The sequence below is a fragment of the Paraburkholderia acidiphila genome (genome assembly GCF_009789655.1).
In the GTDB taxonomy this organism is placed as follows: Bacteria; Pseudomonadota; Gammaproteobacteria; order Burkholderiales; family Burkholderiaceae; genus Paraburkholderia; species Paraburkholderia acidiphila.
In genome coordinates this window covers 92,624-110,946 of the sequence record NZ_CP046909.1, presented here as the reverse complement: position 1 = coordinate 110,946, position 18,323 = coordinate 92,624, and the positions used below count along the sequence as shown (strand labels likewise).

Genomic DNA, 18,323 nt, shown 5'->3' with positions numbered 1-18,323 from the left:
GGTCGATTCAGTGTAAAAAAGCGGGCCCAGGCAGGTCTCTATCCCATCACCTGGTATGGGACCGGAGTCACGCGCAGCACCGGCTCCGGTCGACATTGGAGACAATCAATGACGATCAGAATTAGCCTCACGGTCAACGGCGCGCCCGTGACCGCCGAGGTCGAACCCCACACGCTCCTCGTCCAGTTCCTGCGCGAACAGCAGCGTCTCACCGGCACGCACGTCGGCTGCGACACGGCGCAATGCGGGGCCTGCACCGTCCACCTGAACGGCCGCGCGATCAAGTCGTGCAACCAGCTCGTCGTGCAGTGCGACGGCATGGACGTGACGACGATCGAAGGCCTCTCGAAAAACGGCACGCTGCATCCGATGCAGGCCGCGTTCCGCGAATGCCACGGTCTGCAATGCGGCTTCTGCACGCCCGGCATGGTGATGTGCGCGACCGCCCTCGCCGCCGACAAGCCCGATTTGACCGAAGCGGACGTGCGCGAAGGGCTCGACGGCAACTTCTGCCGCTGTACGGGCTATCACAACATCGTGAAGGCCGTGGTCGCGGGCGCGCAGGAAATGCGCGCGGGCGCAACCGCTGCCGCCACGACGGCGTGACTCGGGAGGCCATCATGAACGCACCCGAACCCAATCGCATGATCGGCGCGCCCGTGAAGCGCAAGGAAGACTACCGCTTCCTCACCGGCGCCGGCCAGTACACCGACGACGTCGTGCTGCCCGCGCAAACGTACGCCGTGTTCGTGCGCTCGCCGCACGCGCATGCGCGCATCAAGAGCATCGACACCAACGCGGCGAAGGCTGCGCCTGGCGTCGTGGCCGTTTTCACCGGCGCCGACCTCGCGGCGGAAAACGTGGGCGGCCTGCCGTGCGGCTGGCTCATCCACAGCATCGACGGCTCGCCGATGCACGAGCCGCCGCACCCCGTGATCGCGCACGAGAAGGCGCTGCACGTGGGCGATCAGGTCGCACTCGTGATCGCCGATTCAGTCAAGGCCGCGAAGGATGCCGCCGAACTCATCGAAGTCGATTACGAAGAGCTGCCCGCTGCCGTCGATACGGCGCACGCGTCCGACGCGGGCCAGCCGCTCGTCCACGACAGCGTGCCGAACAACACCTGCTACACGTGGGGCCACGGCGACAAGGCCGCAACCGACGCCGCGTTCGCCCAGGCCGCACACGTGACGACGCTCGACATCGTCAACAACCGGCTCGTGCCGAACGCCATCGAGCCGCGCGCCGTGAACGCCAGCTACTCGCCGCACGACGACAGCTACACCGTGTACGTGGCCAACCAGAACCCGCACGTCGAGCGTCTGCTGATGGCCGCGTTCGTGCTCGGGCTGCCCGAAACGAAGCTGCGCATCGTCGCGCCCGACGTGGGCGGCGGCTTCGGCTCGAAGATCTTTCTGTACGCCGAAGATGTTGCGCTCACGTGGGCCGCGAAGAAAATCCGTCGACCGGTGAAGTGGACCGCCGAACGATCGGAGTCCTTCGTATCCGACGCACACGGCCGCGACCACGTCACGAAAGCCGAACTCGCGCTCAACAAGGATGGCAAGTTCCTCGCCATGCGCGTGCACACCACGGCGAACATGGGCGCGTATCTTTCGACGTTCGCCTCCAGCGTGCCGACCATCCTCTACGCCACGCTGCTCGCGGGCCAGTACACCACGCCCGCGATCTACGCCGAGGTGAAGGCCGTGTTCACGAACACCGTGCCGGTGGATGCGTATCGCGGCGCCGGCCGCCCGGAAGCGACCTACGTGGTCGAGCGTCTGGTGGAAACGGCGGCGCGCGAGATGAATATCGATCCCGCCGAGATCCGGCGCCGCAACTTCATCACGAGCTTCCCGTATGCCACGCCCGTTGGCCTCACCTACGACACCGGCGACTATGAAGCATGCCTCGGGCGCGCGCTCGAACTCGCCGACGTCAAGGGCTTCGCCGCGCGCCGCGACGCTTCGAAGGCGCGAGGCTTGCTGCGCGGTCTGGGCTACTCGTGCTACATCGAGGCGTGCGGGCTCGCGCCATCGAACATCGCGGGCGCGCTTGGCGCGCGCGCGGGTCTGTTCGAAGCGGGCGAGGTCCGCGTGAACCCGACCGGTTCCGTCACGGTGTTCACGGGCTCGCACAGTCACGGCCAGGGCCACGAGACCACCTTCGCGCAAGTCGTGTCCGATCGATTAGGCGTGCCGATCGAGCAGATCGAGATCGTGCACGGCGACACGGGCCGCATTCCGTTCGGCATGGGCACCTACGGCTCGCGCTCGATCTCGGTGGGCGGCTCGGCCATCATGAAGGCGCTCGACAAGATCGAGGCAAAAGCGAAGAAGATCGCCGCGCACATGCTCGAAGCGGGCGTGGAGGACATCGAGTTCGCCGACGGCGTGTTCCGCGTGGCGGGCACCGACCGCACGAAGACCTTCGCCGAAATCTCGCTCGCCGCCTACGTGCCGCACAACTATCCGCTGGAGACGCTCGAACCGGGCCTCGACGAAAGCGCGTTCTACGACCCGACCAACTTCACGTATCCGTCGGGCGCGTATCTGTGCGAAGTCGAAGTCGATCCCGAGACCGGCGAAACGCGCATCGAACGCTTCACCGCCGTGGACGACTTCGGCAACGTCATCAATCCGATGATCGTCGAAGGCCAGGTGCATGGGGGCCTGGGCCAGGGCATCGGCCAGGCGATGCTCGAACAATGCATATACGACAACGAGAGCGGCCAGTTGCTCTCGGGCTCGTACATGGACTACGCGATGCCGCACGCGTCGGATGTGCCTTCATACACGGTGGAAACCGCGAAAGGCACGCCGTGCACGCACAATCCGCTGGGCGTGAAGGGCTGTGGCGAGGCCGGTGCGATCGGCTCGCCACCTGCCGTCATCAACGCGATTCTGGATGCACTCGCGCCATTAGGCGTGAAGGACCTGCAGATGCCCGCCACGCCGCATCGTGTATGGCAAGCGATCCAGGCCGCGCAGGCCTCTTCACAACCTTGAACGGAGGCGCTCCATGTACGCATTCGACTATCAGCGCGCAAGCGACGCGCAAGGCGCCGTGAAAGCCATCGCTGCCGACGCCGACGCCAAATTCCTCGGCGGCGGCCAGAGCCTGCTCGCGGCGATGAAACTGCGCCTCGCACAGCCCACCACGCTCGTGGACGTGACGCGCATTCCCGAGCTCAAAGCCGTGCAGGTGGACGGCAACGTCGTGAAGGTGGGCGCGGCCGTGTGCCATGCCGATGTTGCCGAAAACGCGCAAATCCGCAACGCGCTGCCGGCGCTCGCGGACCTCGCGGGCATGATCGGCGACCGCCAGGTGCGCGCGCTCGGCACGCTGGGCGGCTCGCTCGCGAACGACGATCCCGCCGCCGACTATCCGGCTGCGGTGCTCGCATTGAACGCGACGGTGGTGACGGACCGGCGGCGCATCGCGGCCGACGACTTCTTCCGTGGCATGTACGAAACGGCGCTGGAGCCCGACGAACTGATCGTGTCCGTCGAATTCCAGGTGCCCGAACGCGCGGCCTACGAGAAGTTTCGCAATCCGGCCTCGCACTTCGCGCTCACGGGCGTGTTCGTCGCGAAGTACGCTGGCGAAGTGCGTGTTGCGGTGACGGGCGCCGGACCGTCGGTGTTCCGCGAGGGCGCGCTGGAAAGCGCATTGAAGACGAACTTCGCGCCTGAAGCCGCACGCGCGGTGAAAGTCCCCGCCGACGACCTCAACACCGACCTGCACGCGAGCGCGGCCTATCGCGCGCACCTCATACCGGTGCTCGCGGCGCGCGCGGTGGCGAAGGCCAACGGCTAGGCTTGGTCCCGAGGGCGGGCGCTTCCCTGTGGACAGAGAAGCGCTCGCCGCCTTTTGATCCGCGCCCGCAAGACAGACTCATGCAATCCGCCTCGATCGACGACACTCTCGCGCAACTCGAAGCGCGCGGCTATTTCGCGAGCCGCGAGCTCGCCACGGCGCTCTTTCTCGCGCTGCGCATGGAGCGGCCGCTGTTTCTCGAAGGCGAGCCGGGCGTGGGCAAGACCGAACTCGCGAAGGCCGCGGCAGCGATGCTCGGCACAACTGTCTTGCGCCTGCAATGCTACGAAGGACTCGACACGGCAAGCGCGCTCTACGAGTGGGACTACCCGCGCCAGATCATGGCGCTGCGTCTTGCCGAAGCGGCTGGCGAAAAGCCGCGCAACGACACGCTCTATCGAGACGAGTTTCTTTTGAAGCGCCCGCTGCTCCAGTCCCTGCAACCCGATCCGCACAACCCGTCCGCACGCCGCGTGCTGCTGATCGATGAAATCGACCGCGCCGACGAACCGTTCGAAGCCTTCCTGCTCGAACTCCTTTCGGACTTCCAGGTATCTATTCCCGAATACGGCACCGTGCGCGCGAGTACGCCGCCGCTCGTCGTCATCACCTCGAACCGCACGCGCGAAGTGCACGACGCGCTCAAGCGACGTTGTCTTTATCAATGGCTCGGCTACCCGGACCGCGCGCGCGAACTCGCGATCGTGGCCGCACGTGCGCCTGAAACGGCCCCGCAGTTGCAGCATCGCGCCGTGGCGTTCGTGCATCAATTGCGCACGATGGACCTTTTCAAGGCACCCGGCATCGCGGAAACGATCGACTGGTGCCGCGCGCTTTCCGCACTCGCCGTGACGGAACTCGATCCGCAATCGGTGCAGGACACGCTGGGCGTGCTGCTGAAGTACCAGGACGACCTCGCGCAGCTCGACGCGCAGCGCATCGCGCAAACGCTCGCGCTCGCGGAGTGAGCACGATGCCCGCTGCAGCGAACGAAGCCTGCTCGATCAGCACCATGCCCACGTTCGCGCGCAACGTCGTGCATTTCGTGCGCGTGCTGCGCGGCGCAGGCCTGCCGATGTCGCCTTCGCGCGCCGTCGACGCGATCGAAGCGCTGCGCCATCTCGACCTCGGCCGCCGCGACGACGTGCATGCGGCGCTCGCCGCGCTCCTCACGAGCGCGCCCGACGAGCGCGAGATCTTCGACGCCGCGTTCGCGCTCTTCTGGCGCGATCCCGATTTCGAAGGCAAGCTGCGCGCGCTCCTGCTGCCGAAGGTGCAAGGCGGCGTGCCGCCGCCACGCCGCAACAACCGCTTGGCCGACGCGCTCGCGGCGCGCCCCGCCACACGTCCCGGCGCGAAGCCGCCGCCCTCGCACGAAGAACACGAGTTGCGCGCGCACGCCACGTTCAGCGCCGAAGAACGCCTGCGCCAGCGCGATTTCGACACGCTTTCCGCCGACGAATGGCGCGCGCTGCGCCACCTGATCCGCGCGCGCCGCCTGCCGCTCGCGACCGAACGCACGCGGCGACTCAAGGCATCGTCGCACGGCACGCACGCCGATTTGCGCGCGAGCGCGCGCCACGCGGTGCGCGCGGGCGGCGACTGGACCGTGTGGAAATATCGCGCGCCCGTGGAGCGCAAGCTGCCGCTCGTGCTGCTGCTCGACATTTCGGGCTCCATGAGCAGCTATTCGCGCGCGGTGCTCTACTTCTGCCACGCGCTATTGCAATCGCGCGAGCGCCTGCAGGTGTTTCTGTTCGGCACGCGCCTGACTCACGCCACGCGCGCACTGCGCGAACGCGATCCCGACGTCGCGCTCGCGCAGCTCGCGACGCAGGTCGCGGACTGGTCGGGCGGCACGCGCATTGGCGCGACGCTCGGCGAATTCAACCGCCGCTGGGCGCGCCGCATGCTCGGCGGGCGCGCGACGGTGCTGATCGTCACCGACGGGCTCGATCACGACGATTGCGGCGTCCTGAGCGACGAGATGGCGCGCCTGCATCGCTTCGCGCATCGCGTGATGTGGCTCAATCCGCTTTTGCGTTACCGCGACTTCACGCCCAAGGCGCGCGGCGTGCAGGCGATGCTGCCCCACGTCGACGCGCATTACCCCGTCCACAATCTCGACAGCCTCGAAGCATTCGCGCGCAGCCTGTGCGAAGCCGCGCCGGTTGCCCATGTACAAGGAGAAACACGATGGAGCTGACCGAAAGCCACACGCTGCCGGTGCCGCAACAGCGCGCCTGGGAAGCGCTCAACGACACGGCGATTCTCAAGGCGTGCATACCGGGCTGCGAAAGCATCGAAGCCGATGGCGAGAACGCCTACGCGGTCGCGCTGACCGCCGCCGTGGGTCCGGTGAAGGCGCGCTTCAAGGGCCGCATGCAGCTCGCCGATATCGACGCGCCGAACAGCTATACGATTGTGTTCGAGGGCCAGGGCGGCGCGGCGGGCTTCGGCAAGGGCGACGCGCACGTGAAGCTCGAATCGGCCGGCGACGAGTCGACCACGCTCACCTACACCGCGAACGCCCAGGTGGGCGGCAAGCTTGCGCAGATCGGCTCGCGCCTCGTGGACGGCGCCGCGCGCAAGATCGCCGGCGAATTTTTCAAGCGTTTCGGAGAACAGCTAGGCGGCGATGCGCAGCAAAATAGCGGCGAAGAAGCGACTGCTGCCGAGAGCGATGCAGAAGCCGGGCCGCAAGGCGAAGGCACAGAGGAAACACCGAAAAGGAAACGATCATGGACAGCGTGGATCTCGAAGTCCTGAAATCCAGCGTGCACTGGCTCGACGCAGGGCACCGCGCGCTGCTGGTGACGGTAGTGAAAACGTGGGGCTCGTCGCCGCGTCCCGAAGGGGCGATGCTCGTGGTGCGGGACGACGGCCACGTGGTGGGCTCCGTTTCGGGCGGCTGCATCGAGGACGATCTGATCGACCGCGTGCGCCGCGAAGGCGTCACGATCACCAGACCCGAGGCCGTGAAGTACGGCATCACGGCGGAAGAGGCGCATCGTTTCGGACTGCCTTGCGGCGGCACGATCCAGCTCGTGCTCGAACCGCTCTCCGAAGCCTCGGGCATTCGCGACCTGCTCGAGACCGTCGAGCGCGGCGACCTGGTTGCGCGCACACTCGACATGGCGACCGGCCGCGCCACGCTCGGTCCCGCAAAAGCGACCGATGGCGTGGACTTCGACGACGCGCGCCTGCTCACGATTCACGGCCCGCGCTATCGCATGCTGGTGATCGGCGCGGGGCAGCTCTCGCGCTATCTCTGCCAGATCGCCGTGGGGCTCGACTACCAGGTGACCGTGTGTGACCCGCGCGAGGAATACACCGACATCTGGGACGTGCCCGGCACGGCGCTCGTGCGCACCATGCCCGACGACACCGTGCTCGACATGAAGCTCGACGAACGCTGCGCCGTGATCGCGCTCACGCACGACCCCAAGCTCGACGATCTCGCGCTAATGGAAGCGCTCAAGACGCCCGCGTTCTACGTGGGCGCGCTGGGCTCGCGGCGCAACAACGCGGCGCGCCGTGAGCGGCTCAAGGAGTTCGACCTGAGCGAAGCGGAACTCGCGCGGCTGCATGGCCCGGTGGGCATTTACATCGGCAGCCGCACGCCGCCGGAGATCGCGGTGTCGATCCTCGCGGAGGTTACTGCGGCGAAAAACGGCGTGTCGCTGCCGACCATTCTCCAGGTGGAAGGCGCCAAGGCCGCGCGCGAACAAGCGGCGGGAGCGGGATCGACGTGCGACGTGTGAAGCGGATCTGCGGCTGACTTCACGCGTGAGGCGAGCGCCCGTCGCGGTCGGCCTCGCGCTTGCGCTCGCGTTCCTGCCTGCGCTCCCGTCTTAGCATCGACGCGCGCAGCGATCTGAGCATGCGCGTCCATCCCGAAGGACGCGGGTCCGCCAGCATGCTCAGCGCGCGCGCATAGTCGAGCGTGAGTCCCGGCGTCCACGCCATCGTCTGGCCGCGTTTGCGCACCTGCGCCGCCACCCATAACTCGGGTGTCGTGAGCATGCGCGCGAATGCGAGCCACCCGTGGCCCCACACGCGCGGTATCGCGCCTTCGAGCGCCGCCTCCAGCGCGTGCGAAACCGTGCTCGAGCAATTGCGGTGCGTGAGGTTATAGGTGGTGTCCTCGCGATACCGCTGCCAGAAGCTTTCCAGCCGAAGCGGATCGTAGTTGCGAATGCGCACCTGACGCGTGGACGGACACCACGCCTGCGACTCCGTCACGTAGTCGGGCTGGAAGAGCCCCGGCACGTCGTTCTCGCGCGTCGCGCGCAGCGTGCGTGTGAATTCATCGGGAGAACGATCGATTTCCACGGCCGGATAGAGGCTGATGTACACGCGCTCGGGCGATTCGAGCGCCGCGTGCCCCGTGGAAATCACGCCATCGCGATCGACGGCGGCAATATAACGGTCGATGAGCGGCTGGCGTCGCGCCTCGGCTCTCGAAGTGCCCACCGGCGTCCACACGTGCACCGTGAGCGCGCGCTCGTGCGGTTCGGGCGGCCCGTCGAACACGGTTTGCGCGAGCCTCGGCACCCGGCCTTTGGCCGAATTCGCCGCGCCCACCGCGCTCGCCACGAGCGCCGCCGCGCCGCCTTGCGCCGCCGCCGGATTCACGGCGAGCCGGCGCGCGCGCAGGGCGAGCAGCAGCAGGTTCCAGCCCGCGAACATCAGAATGAGCCCGAGGCAGTACGGCACGGTGCCTTTGTAGTGCGTCGGATAAGGCTGATAGAGAAAAATGGCGATGGCGATCTGCAGCGCGCCGCCCGCCAGCGCGAGACGCCACGTGCGATAGCGCACGACCCAGGCCGAGGCGATCTGCAGCAGGCCATCGGCGAGAAAGAGCGTGGCGAACACCATCGAAATGATGAACGACGCGTACCGGTAGCCCGAGAGTACGAGCACCGCCGTCAAGCAAAAGCCGAAGCCCTTCACATAGCGGAGCGTGCGCTGGCCGCCCATTCCGGTCCATGCCACCGCGAGCGTGGCGAGACCTTCGACCAGCAGCAGCCAGGCGAACGGCGCGATATGAAAATGCAGCACGCCGTCGAGCGCGTCGATGAAAAGCGCCGCGCCCACGAGCGCGCTCATCACGCCCACGGCCAGCACGCCGCGCCAGCGCTCGCGCAGATACTCCACGCCCAGCAGGATCATCATGATCCGCACCATCGCCCGTCTCCTTCGGCCACCGCGTGACGAAAACCCATCGTACTGCGGCGCGGCGAGCGTTTGTCCCGAACCTGCGCGCTGTCAAACGCGCCACCAAAAAGGCTGCGGGCCGCGACTCACGTCGGCGGCCCGCAGCTCGGGTGTTTCGCGGACGGCTCGCGCCGCCTCGCTCACTTCAACGTCAGGGCATCAGCCGAACAGCTTCATCGCCTGCGTGAGCGTGTTGGTCACGCCCCACACGAGCGGCACCAGCACGTAGAGCCAGAAGACCGCCATCAGCGCCTTGTTCGACGATTTCGGGGCAGCTTGAGTAGACATAGCGCGTTCCTCCTTATTTACCGGCGGCGAGTTGCGTCTCGCTCATGTGGTGCTTCGCGTCCACGCGGCGCACGAGCAGATTGCAGATGAAGCCGATCACGAGCAGCGAGGCCATGATGTGCACGGTCATCGTGTACGCGTCGGCCTTCGCCACGCCATTCGCGACCTGATAGGCGCGCACGTAGTTCACGAGCACCGGGCCCGCCACGCCTGCCGCCGCCCAGGCAGTCAGCAGACGGCCGTGAATGCCGCCGACGAACGCCGTGCCGAACATGTCCGCGAGATACGCGGGCACGGTCGCGAAGCCGCCGCCGTACATCGAGAGAATCAGGCAGTACGCCAGCACGAACAGCACGATGTTGCCGCTCTGCGCGAACTGCGGCACCGCGTAATAGAGCACCGCACCGAACACGAAGAAGATGAAGTAGGTGTTCTTGCGGCCCACCCAGTCGGAAGCCGAAGCCCACACGAAGCGCCCGCCCATGTTGAAGAGCGATAGCAGGCCGACGAAGCCCGCCGCCGCGCCGGCGGTCACGGTGTCCTTGAAGCTTTCCTGGATCATGACCGAGGCCTGGCCCAGAATGCCGATACCCGCCGTGACGTTCAGGAACAGCACGAGCCAGATCAGGTAAAACTGCGGCGTCTTGAGCGCCTGGTCGATATGCACGTGCTGGTTCGACACGAGCTTCTTCGCGACGACCGGCGGCGTCCAGCCCGCCGGCTTCCAGTCGGGCGCGGGCACGCGGATGGCGAGGGCGCCGATCGACATCGAGATGAAATACGCCACGCCGAGCACGACGAAGGTCTGGGCGACGCCCGCGCTCGTGTCGCTCGCGAAGTGCTTCATCAGCATGACGGAGAGCGGTGCGGCGATCATCGCGCCGCCGCCGAAGCCCATGATCGCGAGGCCCGTTGCCATGCCGCGGCGATCGGGGAACCAGCGGATCAGCGTCGACACCGGCGAGACGTAGCCGAGCCCGAGGCCAATGCCGCCAATCACGCCATAGCCGAGATAGAGCAGCGCGATCTGATGCAGATACACGCCGAGCGCGGAAACGAGGAAACCGCCGCCAAAGCAGCATGCCGCGGTAAACATCGTGCGGCGCGGGCCCACACGTTCGAGCCACTTGCCGCCAAAGGCGGCGGAAAGCCCGAGAAACACGATAGCCAGCGAGAAAATCCAGCCCAGCGTGGTGAGCGACCAGTCATCGGGCGCGGACTGCGTAATGCCGATCACCTTCGTGAGCGGCGCGTTGAACACGGAAAACGCGTAGGCCTGGCCGATGCACAGATGCACGGCCAGCGCCGCGGGCGGCACCATCCAGCGCGAAAAGCCCGGCGGGGCGACGGTCGCCTCTTTGGAAAAGAAAGGTGCGCTTTGCGCACCGCGCGTCGAATCTGCAACGCTGCTCATGGGATCTCCCGATTCGACCAGAGGGGGAGCGAGGGGTGGCGCTCTCTCTGGTCCCATCCAAAATGGCTGTTGGTAAGCGTGGTCTTTCGTGCTCTTTTTATGCGCTAACGCACAGAACACTTATTTGCCGCTTGACGGCTGCACGAACCATAGACCCCAGGCGCTGCCTTGGCAATATGAGGTAAACATACATATGGCCTTCAACGGCCTGCGCGCGCTCACGCTCGATCGATTGTTGCGTGCGCAGCAAACTGCCGGCCGCGCCGCCGGACGCAAGGGAAAACGACGCAAGCGCGCGTTTCATGATGCGGCCCAGCATTTAGACTCAATGCTCGATACAGGGCTCACTGCGGGCTGTGTGCGGGTCATCCGCTTGACAAGCGGATTACATGACTTTTAAGTGACGGAAGTAGCGCTCATCCGCGACCCGACATCTGCCGAGCCCCCCATGCGCCTCGCTCTCGCTCTTTGCCTAGCCGTGCTCGGCCCCGCCACGGGAACCTACGCCGCCGACTTGCGCCTGGGCGTGGCGCAACTCACCCCCGTGCCCCTCGAAACGGGCACGCTGAATCCGGCAGGCAGCGCCGCGCAGGCGCCCTACACCAATGAATCGGAAACGCAGACCTTCACCGTCAATGCGGACGGCTCATACACCAAGCTCGACTCGCTCACGCTGCGCGTGAACACCGAGGCTGGCATTGCGCGCGCCGGCCAGTATTACGTGTGGTTCAACCGCGAGATGGCTCACGTGGAGGTGCTCGAAGCGTGGACCGAGGACGCACAGGGCGGCCGTCATGACGTGCGCCCCGAGCAGATCCGCGACGTGCAGGAAGTGCGCTCATTCGACGCCCCGATGTTTCAGGACGTACAGGACAAGGTGATCGTGTTCCCGGCCGTCGAGCCTGGCGCGCGCGTGCATCTGACGTGGCGCAAGATCCAGCGCGTGCCGCTCGTGCCCGGCTGGTTCAGCGACTTCACGCCGCCCGACCTCGCGCCCACGCACAACTTCCGCGTGATCTACGACCTGCCCGCGAAAGTGCCGCTCTACGCCGACGCGCGCGGCTTTACCGTCTTGCCGCCGGCCACGCTGAACGGCCGCACGCGCTATGAGTATCGCTACGACAAGTCGAATTTCCAGCGCCTCGAATATGGTTCGGTGGCCTACGTGAGCTACGGCGACCGGCTGATGGTGTCCACCTTCCCCGATTACGCGGCCTTCGCGAAGGTCTATCGCGAGGCGGCCGCCGATCCCACCGTGCGCGACCCGGCCATCGCGCATCTCGCGCAAACACTGACGGCGCACGACGACACGCCGCGCGCGAAGGCGCAAACGCTCTACGACTGGGTGCGCCGCAACATCCGCTACGTGGCGATGAATATCGGGCGCGGCGAGATCGTGCCGCACCGCGCGACTGACGTGCTCGCGAACCGCTACGGCGATTGCAAGGACCACGTCGCGCTCTACGGCGCGCTGCTCGACGCCGTGGGCATCCGCAGCATGCCGGCGCTCGTGAACAGCGGCACGGTCTACACCCTGCCGAGCGTGCCCGGCTTCGGCGTGATCAATCACGTCATCACCTGGCTGCCCGACCTGCAGATGTTCGCGGACTCCACCGCGAGCAACATCGAGTTCGGCTACCTGCCGTCGACGGATATGGACCGCGAGGCCGTGCTCGCCGGCGACGGCACGCTGGTACGCACGCCCGCCACGGCGACGACCACGCGCGAGAGCGATCTCGACATCACGGTCGCGCCCGATGGCTCGGCGCGCTTCATCTACCGCTTGCAGGCGGAGGGCTGGTCCGCCGAGCAGACGCGCAGCGTGCTGCGCCTGCAAACGCCCGCGCAGCGCGAGGAGTCGCTGCAATGGGAACTGCGCAACGCCAACCTGCGCGGCAACGCCACGCTCGCCTCCAGCCCGCTCGACGCCACGGCGGGCCCGCTCGTCCTCACGCTCACGGGGACCTTCGACGGTTTCGTCGACCCTGGGATGACCACGCCCGTGCCCACGCTCACGAGCTTCGTGGGCGGACTCGACGCGAATCTGCGCTACTGGCTGGGTGAGCCGCGGCGCACGCAGCCCTTCATGTGCCGCAACGTGGTGATGACCGAGCGCGCGCGCATCGTGCTGCCGCCGGGCATGCGCGTGCTCGACGTGCCCATGCCGCAGCACGCCGATAACCGCTTCATCGATTTCAGTTCGCAGTACGCGCTAGACGCACAGGCCAACGTGCTGCGCGTCACGCGCACGGGCCAGACGCATTTCGCGAGCGACGTATGCAGCGCCGACGATTTCGCACAGATGCGCCCCGCGTTCGAGACGATGGCGCGCGACCTGCGCGCGCAGTTGATCGTCAAGCCGTCTGCGCAGGGTGCCTCACCCGGCAGTCCGGCGAGCGCGCAGTGAGCCTGCGCACCGCGTTCAGCATTCACACGGGCCAGAGCGGCCCTTCCTGCATCGCGCCGATCTGCTCGCGCAGTTCGAGAATGCGCTCTTCCCAGTAACGCTGCGTGTTGAACCACGGGAAGGCGGCCGGAAACGCGGGATCGTGCCAGCGGCGCGCGAGCCACGCCGAGTAGTGGATGAGGCGCAGCGTGCGCAGCGCTTCGACGAGATGCAGCTCGCGCGGCTCGAATTCGCAGAAGTCCTCATAACCGGCGAGCAGATCGGCCATTGCACGCGAGGCGCCCGCGCGATCGCCGGGCAGCAGCAGCCACAAATCCTGGATAGCGGGACCCATGCGGCTGTCGTCGAAATCGACGAAATGCGGGCCGGCGTCGGTCCAGAGCACGTTGCTCGGATGGCAGTCGCCGTGCAGGCGCAACGAACGCACGTCGCCCGCCCGTTCGAATGCCGCCTCCACGCCTTCGAGCGCGAGATTGACCGCGGCCTGCCACGCTTCGCGCACATCGGAAGGCACGAAGCCATGTTCGAGCAGATACGTGCGCGGCTCGTAGCCGTACGTCTGGATGTCGAGCGTGGGCCGTGCCTCGTAAGCTTGGGTCGCGCCCACGGCGTGAATGCGGCCGATGAAACGGCCCAGCCATTCGAGCGTGTCGCTGCGGTCGAGATCGGGCGCGCGGCCGCCACGGCGCTCGAAAAGCGAGAAGCGGAAGCCGTCGAACTCGTGCAGCGTACGCCCTTCGAAGGCGAGCGCCGGCACAGCCGGAATCTCGCGCGCGGCGAGTTCGGCGACGAAGGCGTGCTCTTCGAGGATCGCCTCGTCGCTCCAGCGCTCGGGGCGATAGAACTTGGCGATGAGCGGCGGTTCGTCTTCCACGCCCACCTGGTACACGCGATTTTCGTAGCTGTTGAGCGCGAGCATGCGGCCATCCGTGCGGCGGTTGGCCGGCATCAGCACGCCGTCGACGGCGTCGAGCACGCATTCGGGCGTGAGGCGCGCGTAGGGCGCGGCTGGCTGGTCGCTGGAATCGCCGGAAGCGGAAGGCTCGGCCGGGTCAGGAGAAGGATCGTAATTCATACCCGCAATTGTGCCTCTTGCGGGCGGTGGCTGCGAGCGCGCGGTGCGCCCGGCAGACGCGATGAACACAAACGCGGCGCGCAACCCTGTGACGAGACGCGCCGCGCCTCGTCAACGTGTCTCAGGGCCTAAACCCAAGCCCAGGCTCAGTGGATCTGCGCGCCGGCGGGCATGACGTGCTCGCCCGTCTCGATCAGATCTTCGAGAAAAAAGGGCTCGGTGTTGAGCTGCGCCGACGAGCCAGGCTCCCCGGCATACCAGGTCACCATCGCCATGTCGCCGAGAATGCGCATCACGATGCCGCGCGCGCCCTGTGGCACGGCGATATGAACGGTACGGACAATAGAACCGATTTGCATGATGTTTCCCCGTTACCTCGCTACCTTCGCCGGCTCCCTCGAAGGAAGACCGGTCGGCATGCTGACAAAAAAACCGATGCGCACCAACGGTTGCGCGCGCATCCAAACGTGCCTCGGGCGACCCGCTATTTCCGCGCGCCTAAGCACGGCCGGACCCTTGGCATCCCCATTGTTGCCTGTTTGAGCGCGAGCGCAAAGCGAAAAAATAGGGGGGTGTATCAACGGCGGCATACCGATGCCGCCTTGCGCCGTCACAACCTCGCCCCGCTTCGCTCCCGCAACTTACGAAAACCTGACTGTAACAGATGGTAAACCCCATTCTCTGCGGCCTTGCTAGGGCAGTCCCTGAAAAAGTACGCTGATGCCTGGTGACTGGCGCTATAGTCCTGTCCCAACCGTGCACCATCAAGGCCCGGCGCAGCACAGGCAAAGACCTCATGCGCGCCATTTAGCCGGCCACGATACCGATAACCTAAACGCTCGCCATCGCGGCCAGACCAGCCGCGCGAGCCACACTCCGCCACCAGCGAAGGAACCCGTCGTTCCATGTGGATCGTTCGACTCGCGCTCAAGCGCCCGTACACGTTCGTCGTGCTCGCGTTGCTGCTTTTGATCGTCGGGCCGCTGACGATCCTGCGCACGCCCACGGACATCTTCCCGAACATCGACATCCCGGTGCTCTCGGTGATCTGGACCTACACGGGCCTGCCCGCCGACGAGATGGAAAAGCGCATCGTGCTCAACTACGAGCGCGGCCTTTCCGTGGCGGTCAACGATATCGAGCACACCGAATCGACGTCGCTCAACGGCATTGCGGTCGTGAAGATCTTCTTCCAGCCGCACGCCAATATCCAGGAAGCGCTCGCCGAAGTCACGGCGCTTTCGCAGGCGCAACTGCGTTCGCTGCCGCCTGGCATCCAGCCGCCGTTCATTCTGCGCTACAACGCCTCGACTGTGCCGATCCTGCGGCTGTCGCTTTCCTCACCGCAGCTTACCGAGCAGGAGTTGTTCGACTACGGCAACAACTTCCTCAAGACGCAGCTCGCAACCGTGCCGGGCGCCTCCGCGCCGCTGCCCTATGGCGGCAAGCAGCGGCAGATCATGGTCGACATCAACCAGCGTGCCTTGCAGCAGCACAATCTCTCGCCCATGGACGTGGTGAACGCGATCAGCGCGCAGAACCTCATCCTGCCCTCTGGCACGGCGAAAATTGGCGCGACCGAATATTCGGTCACGATGAACGCAAGTCCCGATAGCTTAGCGGGCTTGAACGACATTCCCGTGAAAACCACGGACAGCGGCACGATCTACATCCGCGACGTGGCGCACGTGCGCGACGGCTACGTGCCCCAAACCAACATCGTGCGCGTGGACGGCCAGCGCGCCTCGCTCCTCACCATCAACAAGAGCGGCAATACGTCCACGCTCGAAATCGTCGATCGCATCAAGGAGATGATGCCGACGCTGCGCAATCTCGTGCCGTCGTCGCTCAATATCGATCCGGTCGCGGACCAGTCCCTTTTCGTGCGCGCCTCCGTGCAGGGCGTGCTGCGCGAAGCGCTCATCGCCGCGGCGCTCACGGCGCTCATGATTTTGCTGTTCCTCGGCAACTGGCGCGCCACGCTCATCATCGCGGTCTCGATTCCGCTTTCGATGATCACCTCGGTCATCGTGCTCGCGGCGCTCGGCGAGACCATCAACATCATGACGCTCGGGGGCCTTGCGCTCGCGGTGGGTATTCTCGTTGACGACGCAACGGTCGCCATCGAGAACATCAGCCAGCAACTGGAGCAAGGCAAGACGCTGGAGCAGGCGATTCTCGACGGCGCGCACCAGATCGCGATTCCCACGCTCGTCTCCACGCTCTCCATCTGCATTGTGTTCGTGCCGATGTTCCTGCTCACGGGCGTGGCGCATTACCTCTTCATCCCGCTCGCAGAAGCCGTGGTGTTCGCGATGCTGGCCTCGTACTTCTTCTCGCGTACGCTCGTGCCCACGCTCGCGAAGTACCTGATGCGCCATCATCACAAGCCCGCCGACCTGCATCACCCGCATGGCGCGACGCGCAATCCGTTCATGCGCGCGCACCTTGCGTTCGAGCGCGGCTTCGAGGGGCTGCGCGAGCGCTATCGCACGTTTCTCGCGGCGCGCGTGAAGCATCCCGTGTGGTTCGTCGTGGCGTTTCTCGCCTGCTGTGGCGCGTCGCTCTTGCTCATGCCGTTCCTCGGGCGCGACTTCTTTCCGCAAGTCGATGCAGGCACGATCGCGCTGCACGTGCGCGCGAAAACCGGCATGCGTGTGGAGGAAACCGCCGTGCTCGTCGATCGTATCGACAAGCGCGTGCGCACACTGATTCCGCCGGACGAGTTGCATTCGATCATTGACAACATCGGCCTGCCCGTCTCGGGTATCAACCTTTCGTACAGCAACACAGGCACCATCGGCACCTCCGACGCCGATGTGCTGATCTCACTGAACGAGGACCATCACGCCACAGCGGATTACGTGCGCCTGTTGCGCCGCACGCTCAACGACGAGTTCCCGGGCGTGCAGTTCGCCTTCCTGCCCGCCGATATCGTGAGTCAGACGCTGAACTTCGGCATGCCATCGCCGATCGACGTGCAGATCGTGGGCCGCGACGTGGCGGGAAACCGCGCGTTCGCGGCGACGCTGCTCGCACGGCTGCGCGGCGTGCCCGGCTTCGTCGACGCGCGCATCCAGCAGCCCGCGGACCTGCCGCGCATTTTCATCGACGTGGACCGCACGCGCGCGCAGCAGGCGGGCTTCACGCAGAAAGACGTGGCAAGCGACCTGCTCATCACGCTTTCGGGCAGCCAGCAAACCACGCCCACGTTCTGGCTCAACCCGATCAACGGCGTGAGCTACAACGTCGTGACCGAAGCGCCGCAATACACGATCGATTCGCTGCAGTCGCTCGCCAACATCCCGCTCACCGCGAACGGCCGCAGCAATATTCTCGGCTCGCTCGCAAGCATGCAGCGCGTGGCGGGCGACGCGGTCGTCACGCACTACAACGCGCAGACCACCATCGACATTTACGGCACCGCCGACGGGCGCGACCTCGGCGCCGTTTCCGACGACATCGCGAAGATCATCGACCAGACGCGCGACGAGTTGCCGAAAACCTCCGCCGTCAAGCTGCGCGGCCAGGTGCAGACGATGAACGATTCGTTCTCCGGATTGTTCGGCGGTCTCATCTTCGCGATCGTGCTCGTGTATTTGCTGATCGTCGTGAACTTCCAGTCGTGGCTCGATCCGTTCATCATCATCACGGCGCTGCCGGGCGCGCTCGCGGGCATTGTCTGGATGCTGTTCCTCACGCACACCACGCTCTCCATTCCCGCGCTCACGGGCGCGATCATGTGTATCGGCATTGCCACGGCGAACTCCATTCTCGTCATCAGCTTCGCGCGCGAGCAGTTGCGCCTGCACGGCGACGCGGCGCGCGCCGCGATCGAAGCGGGCTACACGCGTTTTCGCCCGGTGCTCATGACGGCGCTCGCGATGGTGATCGGCATGGTGCCGATGGCCATTGGCCTCGGCGAAGGCGGCGAGCAGAACGCGCCGCTCGGGCGCGCCGTGATCGGCGGCCTCGCGGTGGGCACGCTCGCCACGCTGATCTTCGTACCCGTGGTGTTCTCGCTCATCTACCGCAAGCTCGGCGAGCGCCGCCAGCGCGCCAGTGAAAACGTGGTGCCCAAATCATGAATACCCTGT

At 66.1% G+C, this 18,323-nt stretch carries 15 protein-coding genes; 10 read left to right on the top strand and 5 right to left on the bottom strand.

Going from position 1 to position 18,323, the window contains the following annotated elements:
* The first annotated feature begins 108 nt into the window (after positions 1 to 108).
* The 7 genes from FAZ97_RS00495 (at position 109) to FAZ97_RS00465 (ending at position 7,586) form a co-directional block, all read left to right on the top strand.
* Positions 109 to 606 (top strand): (2Fe-2S)-binding protein, encoded by a 498-nt coding sequence (locus FAZ97_RS00495; RefSeq protein WP_158756692.1) that lies wholly within the window; start codon positions 109 to 111, stop codon positions 604 to 606.
* 14 nt (positions 607 to 620) lie between these two features.
* A complete protein-coding gene (locus FAZ97_RS00490) occupies positions 621 to 3,011 on the top strand; it encodes a xanthine dehydrogenase family protein molybdopterin-binding subunit (RefSeq protein ID WP_158756691.1) in 2,391 nt (796 codons plus the stop codon).
* Positions 3,012 to 3,024: 13 nt separating this feature from the next.
* Positions 3,025 to 3,822 carry an FAD binding domain-containing protein gene (locus FAZ97_RS00485; RefSeq protein ID WP_158756690.1) on the top strand — a complete coding sequence of 266 codons (798 nt, stop codon included), beginning with the start codon at positions 3,025 to 3,027 and terminating at the stop codon, positions 3,820 to 3,822.
* A gap of 80 nt (positions 3,823 to 3,902) precedes the next feature.
* Positions 3,903 to 4,790, top strand: coding sequence for an AAA family ATPase (locus FAZ97_RS00480; protein WP_158756689.1), 888 nt, complete (start codon positions 3,903 to 3,905; stop codon positions 4,788 to 4,790).
* Between the two features lie 5 nt (positions 4,791 to 4,795).
* The gene (locus FAZ97_RS00475; protein ID WP_158756688.1) at positions 4,796 to 6,028 is read left to right on the top strand and encodes a vWA domain-containing protein; all 1,233 of its coding nucleotides are present in this window, start codon (positions 4,796 to 4,798) and stop codon (positions 6,026 to 6,028) included.
* Complete coding sequence (locus tag FAZ97_RS00470; protein ID WP_158756687.1) at positions 6,019 to 6,591, top strand: CoxG family protein; 573 nt, start codon at positions 6,019 to 6,021, stop codon at positions 6,589 to 6,591. The genes FAZ97_RS00475 and FAZ97_RS00470 overlap by 10 nt, the downstream gene beginning before the upstream one ends.
* Positions 6,564 to 7,586, top strand: a complete 1,023-nt coding sequence (locus FAZ97_RS00465) for an XdhC family protein (protein ID WP_158756686.1) — start codon at positions 6,564 to 6,566, stop codon at positions 7,584 to 7,586. Before FAZ97_RS00470 ends, FAZ97_RS00465 begins: the two co-directional genes overlap by 28 nt.
* A gap of 19 nt (positions 7,587 to 7,605) precedes the next feature.
* Here FAZ97_RS00465 and FAZ97_RS00460 read toward each other — a convergent pair whose 3' ends face one another.
* The 3 genes from FAZ97_RS00460 to FAZ97_RS00450 all read right to left on the bottom strand — a co-directional run bounded on the left by FAZ97_RS00460 (position 7,606) and on the right by FAZ97_RS00450 (position 10,744).
* On the bottom strand, positions 7,606 to 9,012 hold the full coding sequence (locus tag FAZ97_RS00460; protein WP_158756685.1) for an HdeD family acid-resistance protein: 1,407 nt from the start codon (positions 9,010 to 9,012) through the stop codon (positions 7,606 to 7,608).
* Positions 9,013 to 9,201: 189 nt separating this feature from the next.
* Positions 9,202 to 9,330: an MFS transporter small subunit gene (locus tag FAZ97_RS00455; RefSeq protein ID WP_158756684.1), complete on the bottom strand. Its 129-nt coding sequence runs from the start codon at positions 9,328 to 9,330 to the stop codon at positions 9,202 to 9,204.
* A 13-nt stretch (positions 9,331 to 9,343) separates the two neighbouring features.
* Entirely contained in the window at positions 9,344 to 10,744 is a 1,401-nt protein-coding gene (locus FAZ97_RS00450) for an L-lactate MFS transporter (protein ID WP_158756683.1), read from the bottom strand.
* 193 nt (positions 10,745 to 10,937) lie between these two features.
* Here FAZ97_RS00450 and FAZ97_RS00445 point away from each other — a divergent pair, with 193 nt between their 5' ends.
* Together FAZ97_RS00445 and FAZ97_RS00440 are read left to right on the top strand one after the other, a co-directional pair.
* Positions 10,938 to 11,144, top strand: coding sequence for a hypothetical protein (locus tag FAZ97_RS00445; RefSeq protein ID WP_158756682.1), 207 nt, complete (start codon positions 10,938 to 10,940; stop codon positions 11,142 to 11,144).
* Between the two features lie 48 nt (positions 11,145 to 11,192).
* On the top strand, positions 11,193 to 13,151 hold the full coding sequence (locus FAZ97_RS00440) for a DUF3857 domain-containing transglutaminase family protein (RefSeq protein ID WP_158756681.1): 1,959 nt from the start codon (positions 11,193 to 11,195) through the stop codon (positions 13,149 to 13,151).
* Between the two features lie 22 nt (positions 13,152 to 13,173).
* Here the strand turns inward: FAZ97_RS00440 and FAZ97_RS00435 are convergent, their stop codons facing one another.
* Complete coding sequence (locus FAZ97_RS00435) at positions 13,174 to 14,226, bottom strand: serine/threonine protein kinase (protein ID WP_158756680.1); 1,053 nt, start codon at positions 14,224 to 14,226, stop codon at positions 13,174 to 13,176.
* 146 nt (positions 14,227 to 14,372) lie between these two features.
* The gene (locus FAZ97_RS00430; RefSeq protein WP_158756679.1) at positions 14,373 to 14,585 is read right to left on the bottom strand and encodes a hypothetical protein; all 213 of its coding nucleotides are present in this window, start codon (positions 14,583 to 14,585) and stop codon (positions 14,373 to 14,375) included.
* A gap of 546 nt (positions 14,586 to 15,131) precedes the next feature.
* Here FAZ97_RS00430 and FAZ97_RS00425 point away from each other — a divergent pair.
* Positions 15,132 to 18,314 (top strand): efflux RND transporter permease subunit, encoded by a 3,183-nt coding sequence (locus FAZ97_RS00425; RefSeq protein ID WP_158756678.1) that lies wholly within the window; start codon positions 15,132 to 15,134, stop codon positions 18,312 to 18,314.
* Positions 18,315 to 18,323: the final 9 nt, after the last annotated feature.